The sequence below is a fragment of the Streptomyces sp. ID05-39B genome (assembly GCF_033794725.1).
Classification (GTDB): domain Bacteria; phylum Actinomycetota; class Actinomycetes; order Streptomycetales; family Streptomycetaceae; genus Streptomyces; species Streptomyces bobili.
Map to the genome: position 1 here is coordinate 1 of NZ_JARGEF010000181.1, position 17378 is coordinate 17378.

At 70.9% G+C, this 17378-nt stretch carries 15 protein-coding genes and 1 tRNA gene; 7 read left to right on the forward strand and 9 right to left on the reverse strand.

The genetic code is table 11. The features are described 5' to 3' along the window. A partial coding sequence (gene sbnB, locus P1P75_RS29805) for a 2,3-diaminopropionate biosynthesis protein SbnB (RefSeq protein WP_319261183.1) occupies nt 1-1149 on the forward strand: 1149 nt, incomplete at its 5' end. Between the two features lie 139 nt (nt 1150-1288). On the opposite strand, the gene P1P75_RS29810 is transcribed toward sbnB, so the two are convergent. Then, nucleotides 1289-2155: a class I SAM-dependent methyltransferase gene (locus tag P1P75_RS29810; RefSeq protein WP_319261186.1), complete on the reverse strand. Its 867-nt coding sequence runs from the start codon at nt 2153-2155 to the stop codon at nt 1289-1291. 139 nt (nt 2156-2294) lie between these two features. Here P1P75_RS29810 and P1P75_RS29815 point away from each other — a divergent pair, with 139 nt between their 5' ends. After that, on the forward strand, nt 2295-2879 hold the full coding sequence (locus P1P75_RS29815; protein ID WP_319261189.1) for a TetR/AcrR family transcriptional regulator: 585 nt from the start codon (nt 2295-2297) through the stop codon (nt 2877-2879). Nucleotides 2880-3199: 320 nt separating this feature from the next. On the opposite strand, the gene P1P75_RS29820 is transcribed toward P1P75_RS29815, so the two are convergent. The 7 genes from P1P75_RS29820 to galU all read right to left on the reverse strand — a co-directional run bounded on the left by P1P75_RS29820 (nt 3200) and on the right by galU (nt 8996). After that, nucleotides 3200-3273: transfer RNA gene (locus P1P75_RS29820), tRNA-Ala, on the reverse strand. Between the two features lie 118 nt (nt 3274-3391). Then, nucleotides 3392-4795, reverse strand: coding sequence for a gephyrin-like molybdotransferase receptor GlpR (glpR, locus tag P1P75_RS29825; RefSeq protein ID WP_319261191.1), 1404 nt, complete (start codon nt 4793-4795; stop codon nt 3392-3394). A gap of 171 nt (nt 4796-4966) precedes the next feature. Continuing rightward, a complete protein-coding gene (locus tag P1P75_RS29830; RefSeq protein ID WP_319261218.1) occupies nt 4967-5635 on the reverse strand; it encodes a GNAT family protein in 669 nt (222 codons plus the stop codon). Then, nucleotides 5632-6147 (reverse strand): MogA/MoaB family molybdenum cofactor biosynthesis protein, encoded by a 516-nt coding sequence (locus tag P1P75_RS29835; protein WP_319261194.1) that lies wholly within the window; start codon nt 6145-6147, stop codon nt 5632-5634. The genes P1P75_RS29830 and P1P75_RS29835 overlap by 4 nt, the downstream gene beginning before the upstream one ends. Then, nucleotides 6144-6656 (reverse strand): cyclic pyranopterin monophosphate synthase MoaC, encoded by a 513-nt coding sequence (moaC, locus tag P1P75_RS29840; RefSeq protein WP_086770570.1) that lies wholly within the window; start codon nt 6654-6656, stop codon nt 6144-6146. The genes P1P75_RS29835 and moaC overlap by 4 nt, the downstream gene beginning before the upstream one ends. Before the next feature lie 109 nt (nt 6657-6765). Beyond that, entirely contained in the window at nt 6766-8088 is a 1323-nt protein-coding gene (glp, locus tag P1P75_RS29845) for a gephyrin-like molybdotransferase Glp (RefSeq protein WP_319261198.1), read from the reverse strand. Further along, complete coding sequence (galU, locus tag P1P75_RS29850) at nt 8085-8996, reverse strand: UTP--glucose-1-phosphate uridylyltransferase GalU (RefSeq protein ID WP_319261201.1); 912 nt, start codon at nt 8994-8996, stop codon at nt 8085-8087. Before galU ends, glp begins: the two co-directional genes overlap by 4 nt. A 93-nt stretch (nt 8997-9089) precedes the next feature. Here galU and P1P75_RS29855 point away from each other — a divergent pair, with 93 nt between their 5' ends. Continuing rightward, nucleotides 9090-9704, forward strand: a complete 615-nt coding sequence (locus P1P75_RS29855) for a 5-formyltetrahydrofolate cyclo-ligase (protein WP_319261204.1) — start codon at nt 9090-9092, stop codon at nt 9702-9704. 51 nt (nt 9705-9755) lie between these two features. Here P1P75_RS29855 and P1P75_RS29860 read toward each other — a convergent pair whose 3' ends face one another. Beyond that, nucleotides 9756-12584, reverse strand: coding sequence for a penicillin acylase family protein (locus P1P75_RS29860; protein ID WP_319261207.1), 2829 nt, complete (start codon nt 12582-12584; stop codon nt 9756-9758). A gap of 268 nt (nt 12585-12852) precedes the next feature. On the opposite strand from P1P75_RS29860, the gene P1P75_RS29865 reads away from it, so the two are divergent. The 4 genes from P1P75_RS29865 (at nt 12853) to P1P75_RS29880 (ending at nt 17372) form a co-directional block, all read left to right on the forward strand. Beyond that, nucleotides 12853-14355 (forward strand): potassium/proton antiporter, encoded by a 1503-nt coding sequence (locus P1P75_RS29865; protein ID WP_319261220.1) that lies wholly within the window; start codon nt 12853-12855, stop codon nt 14353-14355. Nucleotides 14356-14632: 277 nt separating this feature from the next. After that, nucleotides 14633-15925 carry an MFS transporter gene (locus P1P75_RS29870; RefSeq protein ID WP_319261209.1) on the forward strand — a complete coding sequence of 431 codons (1293 nt, stop codon included), beginning with the start codon at nt 14633-14635 and terminating at the stop codon, nt 15923-15925. A 68-nt stretch (nt 15926-15993) separates the two neighbouring features. Further along, nucleotides 15994-16317 carry an FmdB family zinc ribbon protein gene (locus P1P75_RS29875; protein ID WP_319261212.1) on the forward strand — a complete coding sequence of 108 codons (324 nt, stop codon included), beginning with the start codon at nt 15994-15996 and terminating at the stop codon, nt 16315-16317. A 221-nt stretch (nt 16318-16538) separates the two neighbouring features. Next, nucleotides 16539-17372, forward strand: coding sequence for an S-methyl-5'-thioadenosine phosphorylase (locus P1P75_RS29880; RefSeq protein ID WP_319261215.1), 834 nt, complete (start codon nt 16539-16541; stop codon nt 17370-17372). The last annotated feature ends 6 nt before the right edge of the window (nt 17373-17378 follow it).

Consider the following 17378-nt stretch of genomic DNA (forward strand, 5'->3'; position numbering starts at 1 on the left):
ACACTGAACTCGAACACGGGGCTGCCTTCCGTCGGGGTGCGGGTGGTGGAGGTCATCGGCCCGCGCGGCGGCAGGCCGATGACCTCCACCACCCGCACCCCGACGGAAGGCAGCCCCGTGTTCGAGTTCAGTGTGGTCGGCGGCACCACGGCCCGTGAGGTCATCGCCCGCTCCCGTCCCGAGATCGTGCGCGAGGTGCGCTCCACGTACCTCGCCCACGACGACGGCGACTCGGTCAACCCCGACAGCTACTTCCTGCGCTTCCCCGACAAGCCGGACGCCCGCATCATCGCGCTCCCCGCCTACCTCGGCGGCGAGCACGACGTGGCCGGCATCAAGTGGATCGGCTCGTTCCCGCAGAACATCGCCGACGGCATCCCCCGCGCCAGCGCCGCCCTCCTGCTGAACGACTACGCCACCGGCTACCCGTTCGCCCTGCTGGAGGCCTCCCAGATCAGCGCCGCTCGTACGGCCGCCTCCGCCGTCCTGGCCGCCGAGCAGCTGTCCGGCTCCCGCACTGCCGGGCACCTCTCGGTGATCGGCGGCGGCATCATCGCCCGCAACATCCTGGAGTTCTTCGCCGCGCAGGGCTGGCAGTTCGGCGGAGTCACCGTCCACGACAAGGTCCCCGAGTACGCCGAGGCGCTCGCCGCCCATTCCCAGGACCACCTCGGCTACCGCACGTCGACCACGGCAAGCCTCGAAGTCGCCCTGCTCAAGGCCGACATCGTGGTCTTCGCGACGACGGCTTCGGAACCGTACGTCCTCGACGCGGGCGCCTTCGCCTCCGGCCAGGTGGTCCTGAACATCTCCCTCAGGGACATCGGCCCCGAACTGATCAACGACGCCTACAACGTCGTCGACGACATCGACCACTGTCTGAAGGCCAACACCTCGCCGCACCTCGCGGAACAGAAGTACGGGCACCGTGACTTCATCACCGGCACCCTCGCCCAGCACATCCGCGGCCAGGTCAGCACAGGCACCGACAAGCCGGTCATCTTCTCCCCGTTCGGCCTCGGCGTCCTCGACCTCGCGGTGGGACTGCACGTCTACCGGGAGGCCCGCGCGGCCGGCGAGGCCGTGGCCATCGACGGCTTCTTCGGCGAGACGACCCGCTGGCCGACCCGCCCGCCCCAGCACGGCTGAACCCCGCACACGACCGAGCCCCTGCAACCTCACGACACTGTTGGCGAATCCGGCCCGCCGGGTTCGCCATGGTGTTCGTAGGGATCAGTGCCCGCACACAAGGACGAACCGGCCAAGACCGAGAATGCCCACCGGCTGGTCAGGGCCTGTCCGACGGGTCGGCCGGGCGACCTGCCGTGACCAGCCACGACGTGCTGCGCAGCCGGACCGTGCCGTCCGTCGCCTCGTGGTCGCGCAGATGTTCCGTCAGGGTGCGCCGGGCGCGGGCCCGTGCAGTCGCGTCGGCCTGCTCCATCAGGTGGCGACCGGGGCCCGTTCCCAGCAGGAACTCCGCCGCGTCCTCGGCTCCGCGTCCCCACGCCCCCTGCACCTGCGTCTGGGTGATGGTGATGCCGGTGAATCCAGCCGCGGTGAGGACGTCACGGATGTGGTTCGGGGCGGCCAGGGAGAACATGCCGGGCAGCCCCGTCCTCCCGAAGTCGCCGACCGGCAGGAAGTCGCGCAGTGACGCCATTGCCGCCACCCAGTCGTTGAGCATGGCATCGGCCGGGCAGACGAACGCCAGGCGCCCGCCGGCTCGCAGCGCCTGGCCGACGTTGCCGAAGGCCACTACGGGGTCGGCGAAGAACATCACCCCGTAGCGGCTGATCGCCGCGTCGAACGCGCCGGGCTCGAAGGGATACACCTGCGCGTCGCCCTGCGCGAAGGAGACGTTGGTGATGCCGTCCTTCTCCGCGCGGGCCCGCGCCTCAGCCAGCATGGGGCCGGACAGGTCGAGACCCAGCGCGCTCCCTCGGGGTGCGCGGAGCGCGGCGAGGCGCGTGGTCTGCCCGGAGCCGCAGCCGAGGTCGAGCGTCCGGTCAGCCGCGGTTGTCGCAGCGGCTTCGAGCAGAGGCTCGTCGAAACCCTCGTTCACGGCGTTCCAGCGGTCCTGGTTGCGTGCCCAATGGGCGCCTTCGGGGCCGTTCCATGCCTTTGCCTGGTCGGTGTTGACGACGTCCGACACGGGCGCCTCCTGAGGTGGGACGACGGATGATGGGCGTGCGCCCAAACTGTATGGGCGCATGCCCAAATAAACAATTGCCGCTACCATCCAATGAGTTGCACCCCCTGTGGGTGATAGCGGCAGAACGGAAGAGAGGCCCATGTCACCGCGCGGAGTGGCGACGCCGGACGTGCGCGAGCGGCTGTTCGCGGCCGCCGAGCGTGTCGTGGAGAGGGACGGTCCCGGCGCGCTCACCAGCCGGTCGGTCACCACCGAGGCGGGCTGTGCCAAGGGGCTGTTGCACGCGCACTTCGCAGGGTTCGACGAGTTCGTGGCCGAGCTCTGCCTCGACCGGTTCGCTCGGACGGCGGCGAAGGCGCAGGCGCTGTCGGTGCTCGCCGGGCAGGGCACGGTGGCACGGAACCTCGACGCTGTCGTCCTCGCGCTGTTCGACTCCGGCGGCCCGGCACTGTCGGGCCTGGCCATGGCTCGCCCTGCCGCCGCGTTGCGCATCCGCGCGGCCATGCAAGGCGGTGCACCGGGCTTCACCGCGATCCAGGAGGCCGTCACCGGCTATCTGAAGTCCGAGCAGGGGCTCGGAAGGGTGGCGGAGACCGCCGACCCGTGCACCATGGCTCTCGCGATCGTCGGTACCGCCCACCACCTTCTGCTGACCAGCTGGCCCGGCACGCCTGACCCACGGTCCGCCATGACGCTCCTGGTGGCCTCGTTGGTGGACGGCTAGGGACTGGCCGGAGGGCTGGCACGTGTGATGTGCGAGTGCGAGCTTTCGCAGTGTCGTTCCACCATGCGCTGAGGCGGTGAAAGTTCATGGCAGTGGCCGTGAGCTGGTGCTGCACGTTGTCGACGAAGTACTGCTGCATGCACGTCTGTCGCAGGGACTGAACCCGCTGAAGCAGCCGCAGGGACGGAGGGGCGTCCGGTCCGTACAGGGCCGCAAGGAGGCTGAACCCGTTGGGGGCCGCGCGCGTTGCTGCACGCTCGAGCCACACCCGCCCATGGCAAGGGGCCCGTTCCTTTACAGGAACGGGCCCCTATGCTGCGTGGACCTGTGGGGATTTGAACCCCAGACCCCCTCGATGCGAACGAGGTGCGCTACCAGACTGCGCCACAGGCCCTTGCAACGAGTGAAACTCTAGCATCCCCCTCGGGGTGCTTGGAAATCCGTTCCCCGAGCCCCCGACCACCGCGAATACGGCGTCGCGCGGGGGCCGCCCGCCGTCCGCTCGCCGACGCTCACTCGTTGGCGGCGCGCGGCCGGTCGCCGTCCTCGTACTGGTCGAACAGCGGCGTGCGGCCCCGCTCGCGGGAGCGCCGGGCCGACGCGGCGCGGCGCGCGTCGGTGCGCTCGCCGCCCTCCGCCCGGCCGGTGTCCCCGTCCGGTTCGTCCTGCGCGTCGTCCGCGGCGTCGGGGCCGGAGTCCTCACCGGCCGCCTCCTGCTCCGGCGCGACGGAGCTGGACCGGGCCGAGCTCCAGGTGTCCGGTGCCCCGAGGTCCACGTCGGAGGTGGCCCGCGGCGCGACCGGCGCGGTCACGTACGTCGGCAGCGGCACCGGCACCGGGTCCCAGCTGTCCCCGTGACCCGGCCGGCGCTCGCGTTCGCGCTGCTGGTCGACCCATTCGGCGTGGTCGGTCTGCTCGACGAGCGCCCTGCGGTCCGCGGCGAGCGCCACCAGGCCAGGATCGGTCTCGGCCTCGGGGCCCTCGTGCGGCTCCTCTGCGCCGGCGTCGAGGCCGGGGTCGACGGAGGCGCAGGCGTGGGCGGCCGGGGCGGCCGCCCGGCGGCGCGGCTGCCGCTCACGCAGCCGCTGGGCCGCGACCTCGGCCTGCCTGCGGTCCATCTGGTAGGCGAAGCGGCGGCGCTCCTGGGAGCGCAGATGGGCGATGTATCCGCTGAGCAGGACGGCGGGCACGCCGGGCGCCCAGAGGAAGGCGAGTCCGCCGACGGCAGCGACGATCGCGCCCAGGGTGAAGGCGAGGAAGAGAACGACGGTGGTGCGCCTGCGGCGCGCGAGGACCTTCATGCGCCGGGCACGCGCGGCTGCCGCCTGCGCCTGCGCGGAAGCGGCGGCGGAGGCCGCCGGCGCGGAGGGCGTGCGCCGCCCGTCGGGCAGGCGCTGATGCGCCGGGGCCGCGCCCGACTGCTGCGCGGGCCTGGACGCCTGCTCGGCCCTGGCGGCCTGCTCGGCCCTGGACGCCTGCTCGGCCCTGGCCGCCTGCTCACGGGCCGCCGCCCTGGCGGACTGCTCGCGCGATTCACGGGCGTCACGGGCGTCGCGTGCCGCCTGGGCGACCTGCTCGCGGGTCGGCTCCGGGCGGGCTTGCTCGCGTTCCGGTACCGGCGCCTTGACCTGCGGACGGGCCGGAGGCATGGCGAAGGCACGGACGTCCACCGAGTCGGTGGCGCCGTCCGGCACGTCGGCGTCGGGCTCCTCCCCCTCTTCGGCGGAGCGCGCCCGCAGGTCCTTGGCGTACCGGCGCTCCATGCCCGCTCGTCCGGACAGGAGCCGGATGGCGGTGCTGAAGCGTTCGGTCGGACGGGCCTCGTTCAGCTCGTCCTGCCTACGGAGCCACATCGGCACCAAGTAGGCGGCCCAGGCCCCGACGATGACTGCGTAGATGAGGCCGCTGCTGCTCACGCCTCACACGGTAGAGGGGTTTGCGTGAGGCCATCCGCCAATTGAGCCGGTGTGTCGCACGATCTGGCTGATATTTCGAGCTTTTTTTGTGACCGATCCGATCAGCAGGCCGCTGGAGCGGCGAATTCAATGCCTCAGACGGTCACTACCCGATCATTTTCGAACACTTATTCAATTTCCGGGGGCTGCGGGATTCCCGCGGGTGTTCTGCGGGTCGCGGGGCGCACCGCGCGGACGGTTGCGCCGCCAGCGGCTCAGCAGTCCTTCCGGCACCTCCTCGGCCGTGAGGGCGAACACGAGATGGTCGCGCCAGGCTCCGTCGATGTGGAGATAACGCGGCCGCAGCCCCTCCTCACGGAATCCGAGTTTCTCCACGACCCGGCGGCTGGGCCCGTTCTCGGGCCGAATGCAGACCTCGATGCGGTGCAGTCCGACGGTACGGAAACAGTGGTCCACGACCATCGCCACGGCCGTCGGCATCACCCCGCGGCCGGCCACCGACTCGTCCACCCAATAGCCGACGTGCCCGGAGCACATGGACCCCCAGGTGATCCCGGCGACCGTCAACTGCCCGACCAGCCGCCCCTGGTACTCGATGACGAACGGCAGCATCCGGCCCGCGTTCGCCTCGGACCGCAGATGGCGGACCATCTGCCGGTAGGTCGGCCGGTGGGTGATCGGTCCGGTGGGCGCGGGCGGCGGGATGGTCGCCTCCCAGGGACGCAGCCAGTCCCGGTTGCGCCGGTTGACCTCGCGCCAGGCCCGCTGATCGCGCAGCTTTATCGGCCGCAGGACGATGTCGCCCTCCGCCAGTTCGACGGGCCAGGACGGGCTGTTCAGCTGGCACCCCCCTGGCCGGCGCCGGGTCTGGTGTGGTCGCCGCCGCGGAGCTGGTCCACGGCGTGCGCCAGCAGGGGTTCCAGGACGGCCAGTCCGTCCCTGACCCCGCCGGTGGAACCCGGCAGGTTGATGATCAGCGTGCGCTGCGCCACTCCGGCCAGGCCCCGCGAGAGCACGGCCGTGGGCACCTTGTCGCGGCCGTACGCCCTGATGGCCTCCGCGATGCCGGGCACCTCGTGGTCGATCACCGCGCGGGTCGCCTCGGGCGTGCGGTCGGTGGGTGAGATGCCGGTGCCTCCGGTGGTGACGACCACGTCGTAGCCGGCCGCCACGGCGGCGCGCAGGGCGGCCTCCACCGGGTCCCCGTCGGGCACGACCCGGGGACCGTCGACGGTGAAGCCGAAGCCTTCGAGGCCGTCGGCGATCAGCGGGCCGCCCCGGTCCTCGTAGACACCGGCCGAGGCGCGGTTGGAGGCGGTCACGACCAGCGCGCGGTACGCAGCGGCGCTCACGGCCGGCTCCAGTCGCCCGACTTGCCGCCCGTCTTCTCCTCGACCCGGACGTCCGTGATGACCGCTCCTTTGTCGACCGCCTTGACCATGTCGATCACGGTGAGCGCGGCGACGGAGACCGCGGTGAGGGCCTCCATCTCGACGCCCGTGCGGTCCGTCGTCCGCACCGTGGCGGTGATCTCCACGGCGTCGTCCGCGACCGACAGGTCCAGTTTCACACCGGAGACCGCCAGGGGGTGACACAGCGGGATGAGGTCGGGCGTGCGCTTGGCGCCCATGATGCCCGCGATCCGGGCGGTGGCCAGGGCGTCCCCCTTGGGGACCCCCTCGCCGCGCAGCAGCTCGATCACGCGGGGCGAGACGAGGACGCGCCCGCTGGCCCGCGCCGTCCGTGCCGTCACGTCCTTGGCGGAAACGTCGACCATGCGGGCGGCGCCGGCCTCGTCGATGTGCGTCAGTCGGTCCTGCACAGGGGGTCCGGGGGTCTTCCCCCGGGAAGGCACAGTCATGGTGGTGTGGCGCTCCCGGTCCGGGCGTGTTGTGCGCGACACGGTACCCCTATGCGGGGACCCGCGGCGGACCAGGACCGGCTTGCTGACCTGCACATGTGTGTGCAGGTCAGCCGAGCAGCACGACCTCGACCTCGGTACCCGGCTCGACGGACTCCACGTCCTCGGGGACGACGATCAGCGAGTCCGCGTGCGCGAGGGCCGCCACCAGGTGTGAGCCGGCGCCGCCGACGGGGCGCACGGCACCCTCGGCGCAGGTCGCGCGCAGGAACTGCCTGCGCCCCTTCGGCGAGGTCAGCGCCTTGTCCGCGGCGAGCGTCGCGCGCGTGGTGGGCCGGTGGACGTCCGCGAGCCCCATGAGGGCGCGGATCGCGGGCCGCACGAACAGCTCGAAGGAGACGTACGACGACACCGGGTTGCCGGGCAGGGCGAGCAGCGGGGTGTGGTCGGGGCCGATGGAGCCGAAGCCCTGGGGCTTGCCGGGCTGCATGGCGAGCTTGCGGAAGTCGATGCCGCTGCCCGCCTCGTCCTCGTCCCCGACGTGCGACAGGGCTTCCTTGACGACGTCGTACGCCCCCACGCTCACGCCGCCGGTGGTGACCACGAGGTCGGCGCGGACCAGCTGGTCCTCGATGGTGGACCGGAGGGTCTCGGCGTCGTCGGCGACCGCGCCGACCCGGTAGGCGATGGCTCCGGCGTCGCGCGCGGCGGCGGTGAGGGCGAAGCTGTTGGAGTCGTAGATCTGACCGCTGCGCAGTTCCTCGCCGGGCTGGACGAGTTCGCTGCCCGTGGACAGGACGACCACGCGCGGGCGCGGGCGTACGCGCGCGGTGCCGCGTCCGATGGCGGCGAGGAGGGCGATCTGCGGCGGGCCGAGGACGGTGCCGGCCTCCAGGGCGCGGTCGCCGGCCCGCACGTCGCTGCCCTTCGCGCGCACGTGCGCGCGGGCCTCGGCGGAGCGGTAGACGCGTACCTGCCCCGAGGTCTGTTCCGGGCCGAGACTGCGGGCGCGCATCCCGTGGACCGGGCCCTCGCCGAGGCCTCCGTCGGTCCACTCCACGGGGACGACGGCCTCGGCGCCGGGCGGCAGCGGGGCCCCGGTCATGATCCGGGCGGCCTGTCCCGGCCCTACGTGCAGGAGATCGGCCTGGCCCGCGGCGACGTCCCCGACGACCTCCAGGGCGGCCGGGTACTCCTGGCTCGCGCCCGCGACGTCCGCGACCCGTACCGCGTATCCGTCCATCGAGCTGTTGTCGAAGGGCGGCAGCGAGACCGCCACCATGACGTCCTCGACCAGGACGCAGCCCTGGGCATCGGGCAGTTGCAGCTCGATGGGCTCCAGGGGGCGGACGGCGGCGAGGATGTCCTCCAGGTGCTCGTCCACCGACCACAGACGGTCCTGGCCGGTGGCGCTGGGCGCGGCGGTGCTCAAGGCTGCTGCATCTCCTCGGTGACGTAACTGCGAAGCCAGGACCGGAAGTCCGGCCCCAGGTCTTCACGTTCGCACGCGAGTCTGACAATGGCACGCAGATAGTCGCCGCGGTCGCCTGTGTCATAGCGGCGGCCCTTGAAGACGACGCCGTGCACCGGGCCGCCGGCCTTTTCGTCCTCGGCGAGCTGCTGGAGGGCGTCGGTGAGCTGGATCTCGCCGCCCCGGCCGGGCTCGGTCCGGCGCAGTATCTCGAAGATGCCGGGGTCCAGGACGTAGCGCCCGATGATCGCGTAGTTCGAGGGGGCGTCCGCCGCGTCCGGCTTCTCCACGAGGCCGGTCACCTTGACGACGTCGGCGTCCCTGGTGCTCTCCACGGCCGCGCAGCCGTAGAGGTGGATCTGCTCGGGGGCGACCTCCATGAGCGCGACGACGCTTCCGCCGTGCTGCTCACGGACCTCGGTCATCCGCTGGAGCAGCGGGTCGCGGGGGTCGATCAGGTCGTCGCCCAGCAGAACGGCGAAGGGTTCCTGCCCGACGTGGGGGGCCGCGCACAGCACCGCGTGCCCGAGTCCCTTGGGGTCGCCCTGTCGCACGTAGTGCATGGTCGCCAGGTCGCTGGACTGCTGGACCTTCTCCAGGCGGGCGGCGTCGCCCTTCTTCTGAAGTGCCGACTCCAGTTCGTAGTTGCGGTCGAAGTGGTCCTCCAGCGGGCGCTTGTTGCGTCCGGTGATCATGAGGACGTCGTCGAGACCGGCGGACACGGCCTCCTCGACCACGTACTGGATCGCGGGCTTGTCCACGACCGGCAGCATCTCCTTGGGAGTCGCCTTGGTCGCCGGCAGGAACCGGGTGCCGAGGCCGGCCGCGGGGATGACAGCCTTGCTGATCCTGGGGTGCGACTGAGTCATGTCGGGAACCTTATCCGGTGGCTTTGTGAGGAAAATGTGGCCCCGGTTAAATAATGATCATATGAGCGGATGGGAATCGCACGGGAGCCACACATGAGCCACACCGAAGGCGGAGCGGAGTCTCACAAACGTACGTTGCGGCGAGAGTTCATCACGGTGAGGGACAGGTTGACGACTGATGACCTGCGAGAGGCCGCCACTTCGCTCGCCGGGCAGGCCCTGTGCCTCCCCGAGTTGGCGCGCGCCCGCACCGTGGCGGCGTACGTCTCCGTCGGAAGTGAGCCGGGAACGCTCGCGCTGCTGGACGCGCTGCTCGCGCGGGGGGTGCGCGTCCTGCTCCCGGCGCTGCTGCCCGACAACGACCTCGACTGGGGGGCGTACACCGGCGAGGGCTCTCTCACGCGGGTCCGGCACGGCGGAAGGATGGCCCTGTTCGAGCCCGCGGGCGACCGGCTGGGGCCGGACGCCGTGACGGACGCCGACGTGGTGCTGCTGCCGGGCCTCGCCGTCGACGCGCGCGGCATGCGCCTCGGCCGCGGCGGCGGATCGTACGACCGCGTGCTGGCGCGGCTGGAACGCGCGGGCGCTGATCCCTCGCTGGTGGTGCTCCTGTACGACAGCGAGGTCGTCTCACACGTCCCCGAGGAGCCGCACGACCGGCCGGTGCACGCCGTCGTCACACCGTCGGGCGTGCGCCGCTTCACGTGAAAGGGGGCCCTCCACGCGCGCGTGGAGGGCCCCCTTCAGCAGTTCACCTGTTCACGGCTTCAGTACCAGGGTGTCGCTCGTGCTGTCGTCGACCGCCTTCTTGCCGAACGACCAGTCGAGCAGCTCGCCCTTGACCCACTTGTCCGTCTGGTCGGTGTAGTGGGCGCTGAACGCGTGCCCCGAGGCGCCGGTGAGGTTGATCCACTTCGACTTGTCGAGGTCGTCGAGGTTGACCACCATCCGCATCGACGGCACCCACACGACGTCGTAACCGCCCGCGGCGTTCCAGCCGGTCGCGTTGACCGCCGCCTCGCCGCCCCCGAGCTTCCACGGGCCGCGGTTGAGGATGTCCTGGAGGATGCCGGGGCCGCTGGTGCCCAGGGTCTGGTTCGTCAGGAACAGGCGGTGCAGCCGGCCCCAGCTCCAGGTGTCGATGTCCTTGCCGAGCTTGGCGGTCAGCTCCCAGCGGGCGTCGATCATGGCCCGCTCGAACAGCTCGTCACGGTCCTTCTCGGCGCCGGGGCGGGTGCCCACCTCGGGTGTCGTCCACCAGTCGCTGTCCGTCTTCTCCATGAGGTTGCGCACGACCTCGAACCAGCGGTCGCCGCCGTCCGGCTGCGCCTGGTCGCCGTCGCGCTGACCGCACTCGCGGACCTTGTCCTTGTCGTCGACCGGGCCGGTGGTGTCGACCGGGTCGACCCACAGGCACTGGCCCTCGACACGCAGTTCCCTGGGCAGCTTGTGGCCGAAGGCCAGCTTGAGGATGTTGCGCCAGACCGCGTTGAAGTAGGCGGCCGCTGCCGAGTCGGCGTCCTGGGTGTAGTCCCAGCCCCGGAGCAGCTCCTGCGCCTCACGGACGTCGGGGTCGTCCAGGTTGATCTTCAGCAGCGTGGGGACGAGCAGCCGCGCGATCAGGCTGTCGTTGTCCAGCTGCATCTGGCGCATGTCGTCGGTGGAGACCTTGCCGCCGCCCTTGATCTTCCCCTTGATCAGGTCGGTGATCCGCTGGCTGCGGGTGCCGTAGCCCCAGTCCGTGGTGAGCGTGTACGGGTACTTCTCCGGGTCGACCACGGCCTGGTTGGCGGTGACGATGTAGCCGCGCGCCGGGTCGTACTCGTAGGGCAGTTCCTTGAAGTCGATGTAGCCGTTCCACTCGTTCTTCGACTCCCAGCCCAGGGTGGGGACCGACCCGTCGAGGCCCTTCGCGCGCACGGGGATCTTTCCGGGCAGCTGGTAGCCGATGTGGTTCTTGGTGTCGGCGTAGACCAGGTTCTGCGAGGGCACGTCGAACTTCGAGGCCGCCTCGCGGAAGTCGTCCCAGTCGGCCGCCTTGTTCATGGCGAACACGGCGTCCATGGAGGTGCCTGGCTCCAGCGCGGTCCACTTCAGGGCGACCGCGTAGCCGTTCCCGCGGTCGGGGGCGTCGTCGTCGACGGTGGCCTTCTCGCCGACCTCGACCAGTTCGTCGTCACGGTCGGACAGCAGGGGCATCCCGTCCTCGGTCTCCCGGACGACGATCTCCTTCGCCGCGCCGCCGGCGACCTTGATGGTCTCCTCGCGCTGGCGGAAGGGCTTGACCTTGCCGTCGTAGAGGTAGCCGTTGCCGGACAGCTTCTCCAGGTAGAGGTCGGTGACGTCGACGCCGGAGTTGGTCATGCCCCAGGAGATGTCCGCGTTGTGGCCGATGACCACGCCGGGCATGCCCGCGAAGGTGTAGCCGGAGACGTCGTACCCGCACCTGGCGGAGACCGTGCGGCAGTGCAGGCCCATCTGGTACCAGACGGACGGCAGCGAGGCCGACAGGTGCGGGTCGTTGGCCAGCAGCGGCTTGCCGGTGATGGTGTGCTTGCCGCCGACGACCCAGGAGTTGGAGCCGATGCCGTTGCCGTTCACGCCGACCGCCGTGGGCAGGTCGTCCAGGACGTCGTAGAGGCCCGCGAGCTGACCCTCCAGGGCCGAGCCGGACGTGCCGTCGGACGAGCCGTCGGACGTGCCGTCGGACGAGGTGCCCGAATCGCCTGTCGTGCCGTCCGCGGAGGAGCCGTCCGAGGAGCCGTCCTCCGACGAACCCTGGGAGGAGTCACCGGAGCCGCCCTGCTCGAACGTCTTGGTCAGCTCGTCGTACCGGCCCTCCTGCACGATCGGCTTGTTGCGGTCGTACGGGTACCGCGGGTACAGGTCGGCGATCTGCTGCGGGCCGAGGCGGCTGGTCAGCAGGGCGCGGTCGATCTCGTCCTGCATGTTGCCGCGCAGGTCCCAGGCCATCGCCTTCAGCCAGGAGACCGAGTCGACGGGCGTCCACTGCGCGGGCTTGTAGTCGTTGGTGAACCCGAGCGCCGCGTACTCCAGCGAGATGTCCTCGCCGTCCTTGCCCTGGAGATAGGCGTTGACACCCTTGGCGTACGCGTCGAGGTACTTCTTCGTGGGGCCCGACAGCTTGCCGTCGTACTCCTGCTTGGCGATGCGGTCCCAGCCGAGGGTGCGCAGGAACTCGTCGTTGTCGACCTGGCTCTCGCCGAACATCTCCGACAGGCGCCCGGACGTCATGTGACGGCGCACGTCCATCTCGTAGAACCGGTCCTGCGCCTGGACGAAGCCCTGTGCCATGAACAGGTCCTCGTCGGTGGAGGCGTAGATCTGCGGGATGCCGTAGCCGTCCCGCTTCACGTCCACCGGACCGGACAGGCCGTCCAGCGTGATCGAACCCTTGGTCTGCGGGAAGGAGGCGCGGACGGTACTGATGGACCAGTAGCCGCCGTACGCGATGCCTCCGATGATGGCCAGCACCAGGACAAGCACGAAAAGTCGGGCTTTGCGCCCCTTCTTCCTGCCGGACTTGGCGGGCTTGTCGCCCGTTGAGGCGGTGGTGTTGGGGGGCATCGCTGTCCTTGCTGTCCTAACGCGAGCGGCAGGTCGGGCTATGACTATGAATGAACGCTGGAGCAACCATAGGCGCAGGGGTCCGGACCACTTGACGCGGAGTCGGCAACCAGCACGTGTGGATGTTCGATCTTCCACCGGCGAGCGTCAAGAAATCGTCAAGAGTTAGGTAAGGTAACGAAGTAGTTGGGTCGGAGCGCCTCAGCTTCGTGTCCGATGTCCATGCGCCCCGTGTGCGAGTCGTGCACGCCAGTGAAGGGAACCGCCGCTGACTGTCCACCACCTCAACCAGCTCCTGTTCGTCTGCTCGCTCGTCCTGCTCGTCGCCGTCGCGGCGGTCCGGATCTCCTCGCGCAGCGGGCTCCCCAGCCTGCTCGTGTATCTGGGCATCGGCGTCCTCATGGGCCAGGACGGCATCGGCAACATCCACTTCGACAATGCCGCGATGACCCAGGTCATCGGGTACGCGGCCCTGGTCGTGATCCTGGCCGAGGGCGGCCTCGGCACGAAGTGGAAGGAGATCAGGCCCGCCCTGCCCGCATCCTCGGTGCTGGCGCTGGTCGGGGTCGCCGTGAGCGTCGGTGTCACCGCCACGGCCGCCCACTACCTGGTCGGGCTGGAGTGGCGGCAGGCGCTCATCATCGGCGCGGTGGTGTCCTCCACGGACGCGGCGGCGGTCTTCTCCGTCCTGCGCAAGATCCCGCTCCCCTCCCGCGTGACGGGCACCCTGGAGGCCGAGTCCGGCTTCAACGACGCCCCGGTCGTCATCCTGGTCGTCTCCTTCTCCACCATCGGCCCCGTCGAGCACTGGTACGTGCTGCTGGGCGAGATAGCGCTGGAACTGGCCATCGGCGCCGCCATCGGCATCGCGGTCGGCTGGCTGGGCGCGTGGGGGCTGCGGCACGTGGCCCTGCCCGCCTCCGGCCTCTACCCCATCGCGGTGATGGCGATCGCGGTCACGGCGTACGCGGCGGGTGCGCTGGCACACGGCAGCGGCTTCCTCGCCGTGTACCTCGCGTCCATGGTCATGGGCAACGCGAAACTCCCGCACTGGCCCGCCACCCGCGGCTTCGCCGACGGACTCGGCTGGCTCGCCCAGATCGGCATGTTCGTCCTGCTCGGTCTGCTCGTCACCCCGCACGAACTGGGCGACGACGTGCTGCCCGCCCTCATCATCGGCCTGGTGCTGACCATGGTGGCCCGTCCGCTGAGCGTCGTGGTGTGCCTGACGCCGTTCCGCGTGCCCTGGCAGGAGCAGACGCTCATGTCGTGGGCCGGCCTGCGCGGCGCGGTGCCCATCATCCTGGCGACGATCCCTATGGTGAGCGGCATCGAGGGCAGCCACCGGATCTTCAACATCGTCTTCGTCCTGGTCGTCGTCTACACCCTGATCCAGGGGCCGACGCTGCCTTGGCTGGCCCGCAAGCTCCACCTGGGCAAGGATGCCGAGGCCGCCGACCTCGGCATCGAGTCGGCGCCGCTGGAGCGGCTGCGCGGGCATCTGCTGTCGGTGGCGATCCCCGAGGGCTCCAGGATGCACGGCGTCGAGGTCAACGAGCTGCGGCTGCCCGCCGGGGCCGCCGTCACCCTCGTCGTACGCGACGGCACCTCCTTCGTGCCGCTGCCGACTACGGTGCTGCGGCGCGGCGACGAACTCCTGGTCGTGGCCACCGACCCGGTCCGGGACGCTGCGGAGCGGCGGCTGCGCGCCGTCGGGCACGGCGGCAAACTGGCCGACTGGCTGGGCACGGACGGCGCGGACACGCGTTGAGCGCAGGTTTCGTGGTGTTCACACCGCCGTCATTCGGAGGCCGTCCCGCCCATGGTGCTCACTTTCACAGGTACGGCGGGCAGTGATCCCTGTACGATGAAGGCACACCTTGATCGAACCAACTCTGTCTGACGCAGAGCTGGCGCGACCGTATGGCGGCCGGAACATCTCCCCCCGTGGGCACCGGTATCTACCGCAGTGCGCGCAAGAGGACAGCTCTCGGCGCCGCCCGTACTCACGAGGGGTCGCGCTACCAGGCGGCAGAAAGGCACGGGCCGTGGCATCCACGGTCACCTCCGAGCCGTCGAAGGACTCTTCGGCACCGCCCCGCCCGGGGTACGGAAACCTGCTGCGCACGCGCGGCGCCTGGACGTTCCTGCTGCCCGGCTTCGCCGCGCGCCAGCCGTTCGCCATGCTCACCATCTCCATCGTGCTGCTCGTGCAGCACACCACCGGCTCGTACGGCGTCGCGGGCGCCGTCGCCGCCGTCACCGGTGTCTCCATGGCGCTGTGCGCGCCCTGGACCGGCCGCCTCGCCGACCGCTACGGCCAGCGCGCCGTACTGGTCCCCGGCGTCCTGGCGCACTCGATCTCCGGACTGGTCCTGACAGCGCTCGCCCTGGGCCACGCCCCGCTGTGGGCGCTGTTCGTGGCGGCCGTGCCCACCGGCGCCTCGGTCCCGCAGGTCGGCCCGATGGTGCGGGCCCGCTGGGGTGTGAGACTGAAGGGCTCGCCCCTGATGACCACGGCGGCCGCCTTCGAATCCGTCACGGACGAGCTGACCTTCGTCCTCGGCCCGCTCCTGGCGACCGCCCTGTGCACCGCCGTGAACCCGGCCGCCGGCCTGGTGACGGAGGCCTCGCTGACCCTGATCGGCGGCCTGCTGTTCGCCGCGCAGAAGGGCACGCAGCCCTCGGTCGCCGTCAAGGGGCACGCGCGCGTGGAGCACGCCTCCGCCCTGAGCATCCCCGGCGTGCGCGTGCTGATCGTGGCCTTCCTCGGCATCGGTTCGGTCTTCGGCGGCATGCAGGTCTCGCTGGCCGCGTTCACCGAGTCGATCGGCGAGCCCGGCCTGAACGGCGTCCTGTACGGCACCTTCGCCGCCGGCAACATGATCTCCGGCCTGGTCTGCGGCGCCGTCGCCTGGAAGTCGGCCCCGCAGCGGCGTCTGGTCGTCGGGTACGCGGCGCTGGCCCTGGCCGCGTCCGGCCTGTGGGCCGCGCACTCCGTGCCCCTGCTGGCGGGCCTCGGCCTGCTGGTCGGCATGTGCATCGCGCCCGCGCTGATCACGGGCTACACGCTGGTCGAGGGGCTGGTCCCGGCGGGCGCGCGCACCGAGGCGTTCACCTGGCTCACCGGCGCCGTGGCGCTCGGCCAGGGGGTGGCCGTCACGGCCGCCGGTCAGCTGGAGGACCGCTTCTGGGGCGGCGCCGGTTTCCTGGTGCCGCTGGCCGGTACGGTCCTGGCCCTGGGGACCTTGCTGGCGCTGCGTTCACGGCTGGTGGGACGGCCGCGGGGCCGTACTGTCGCACGTGGCGTCGGTCACCGCTTGCCGGTCACGGTGGACTGAAACCCGGGAATGCGTCAGTATGGACCGTCGTTAGCACTCACTGAGTGAGAGTGCCAGGAGGAAGACAAGTGCCGACCTACCAGTACCAGTGCACCGAGTGTGGCGAGGGCCTCGAGGCGGTGCAGAAGTTCACCGACGACGCCCTGACCGAGTGCCCCAACTGCGGTGGCCGCCTGAAGAAGGTGTTCTCCGCCGTCGGCATCGTCTTCAAGGGCTCCGGCTTCTACCGGAACGACAGCCGCGGCTCCTCGTCGAGCAGCTCGCCGGCCGCGTCGCCGGCGAAGTCGTCGACGCCCTCGGGCACGCCTTCGTCCTCGTCGTCGTCTTCGTCGTCCTCCTCGGACTCGAAGCCGTCCAGCTCCGGAACCTCCGCGGGCAGCTCCGCCGCCTAGCAGACTTCCTTCCCGGGACCCCGCCGTCGTACGACGGCGGGGTCCCGGGTGTTCTCCGGCACTCCTGCGGTGGTCGCGGTGCCTGCGGTGGTCACGGTGCCTGCGGTGGTCACGGTGCCTGCGGTGCCTGCGGTGCTTGCGGTGCCTTCGGACAGCCCAGGGGCCGCCGGGTTCCGGGAGCCGGATCGGGCGGGTGAGCGGCGCCCGCTACTGTGCTGGTCATGGCGAACGCAGAGATCGGCGTAATCGGCGGCTCGGGCTTCTACTCGTTCCTGGACGACGTGACCGAGATCCAGGTGGACACCCCGTACGGGCCTCCCAGCGACTCCCTCTTCCTCGGTGACCTCGCCGGCCGGCGGGTGGCCTTCCTGCCCCGGCACGGACGCGGCCACCATCTGCCACCCCACCGGATCAACTACCGGGCCAACCTCTGGGCGCTGCGCTCGGTCGGCGTGCGCCAGGTGCTCGGCCCGTGCGCGGTGGGCGGTCTGCGTCCCGAGTACGGCCCCGGCACGCTCCTGGTGCCGGATCAGCTGGTCGACCGGACGAAGTCGCGGCCTGGGACGTACTTCGACGGGCTGCCGCTGCCGGACGGCTCGGTGCCCAACGTGGTGCACGTGTCCCTGGCCGACCCCTACTGCCCCACCGGCCGCTCGGCCGCGCTGAAGGCGGCGCGCGGGCGGGAGTGGGAACCGGTGGACGGCGGGACGCTCGTCGTGATCGAGGGGCCGCGGTTCTCCACCCGTGCCGAATCGTTGTGGCACCAGGCGCAGGGCTGGTCGGTGGTGGGCATGACGGGCCATCCCGAGGCGGCCCTCGCCCGTGAACTCGAGCTCTGCTACACGTCGTTGACCCTGGTCACCGACCTGGACGCGGGCGCCGAGACCGGTGAGGGCGTCTCCCACGAGGAGGTGCTGCGGGTGTTCGCGGCGAACGTGGACCGGATGCGGGGTGTCCTGTTCGACGCGGTGGCCGCGCTGCCCGCGACGGAGGAGCGGGACTGTCTGTGCGTGAACGCGCTGGGCGGGCTGAACCCGGGGTTCGAGCTGCCGTAGGGGACG

What these genes read in the sequence shown, in the direction of transcription:
- P1P75_RS29855 (WP_319261204.1), top strand. Translation starts at nt 9,090, where the DNA reads ATGAGCCACACCGAAGGCGGAGCGGAGTCTCACAAACGTACGTTGCGG.
- P1P75_RS29860 (WP_319261207.1), bottom strand. Translation starts at nt 12,584, where the DNA reads ATGCCCCCCAACACCACCGCCTCAACGGGCGACAAGCCCGCCAAGTCC.
- galU (WP_319261201.1), bottom strand. Translation starts at nt 8,996, where the DNA reads ATGACTCAGTCGCACCCCAGGATCAGCAAGGCTGTCATCCCCGCGGCC.
- P1P75_RS29880 (WP_319261215.1), top strand. Translation starts at nt 16,539, where the DNA reads ATGGCGAACGCAGAGATCGGCGTAATCGGCGGCTCGGGCTTCTACTCG.
- P1P75_RS29815 (WP_319261189.1), top strand. Translation starts at nt 2,295, where the DNA reads ATGTCACCGCGCGGAGTGGCGACGCCGGACGTGCGCGAGCGGCTGTTC.
- moaC (WP_086770570.1), bottom strand. Translation starts at nt 6,656, where the DNA reads ATGACTGTGCCTTCCCGGGGGAAGACCCCCGGACCCCCTGTGCAGGAC.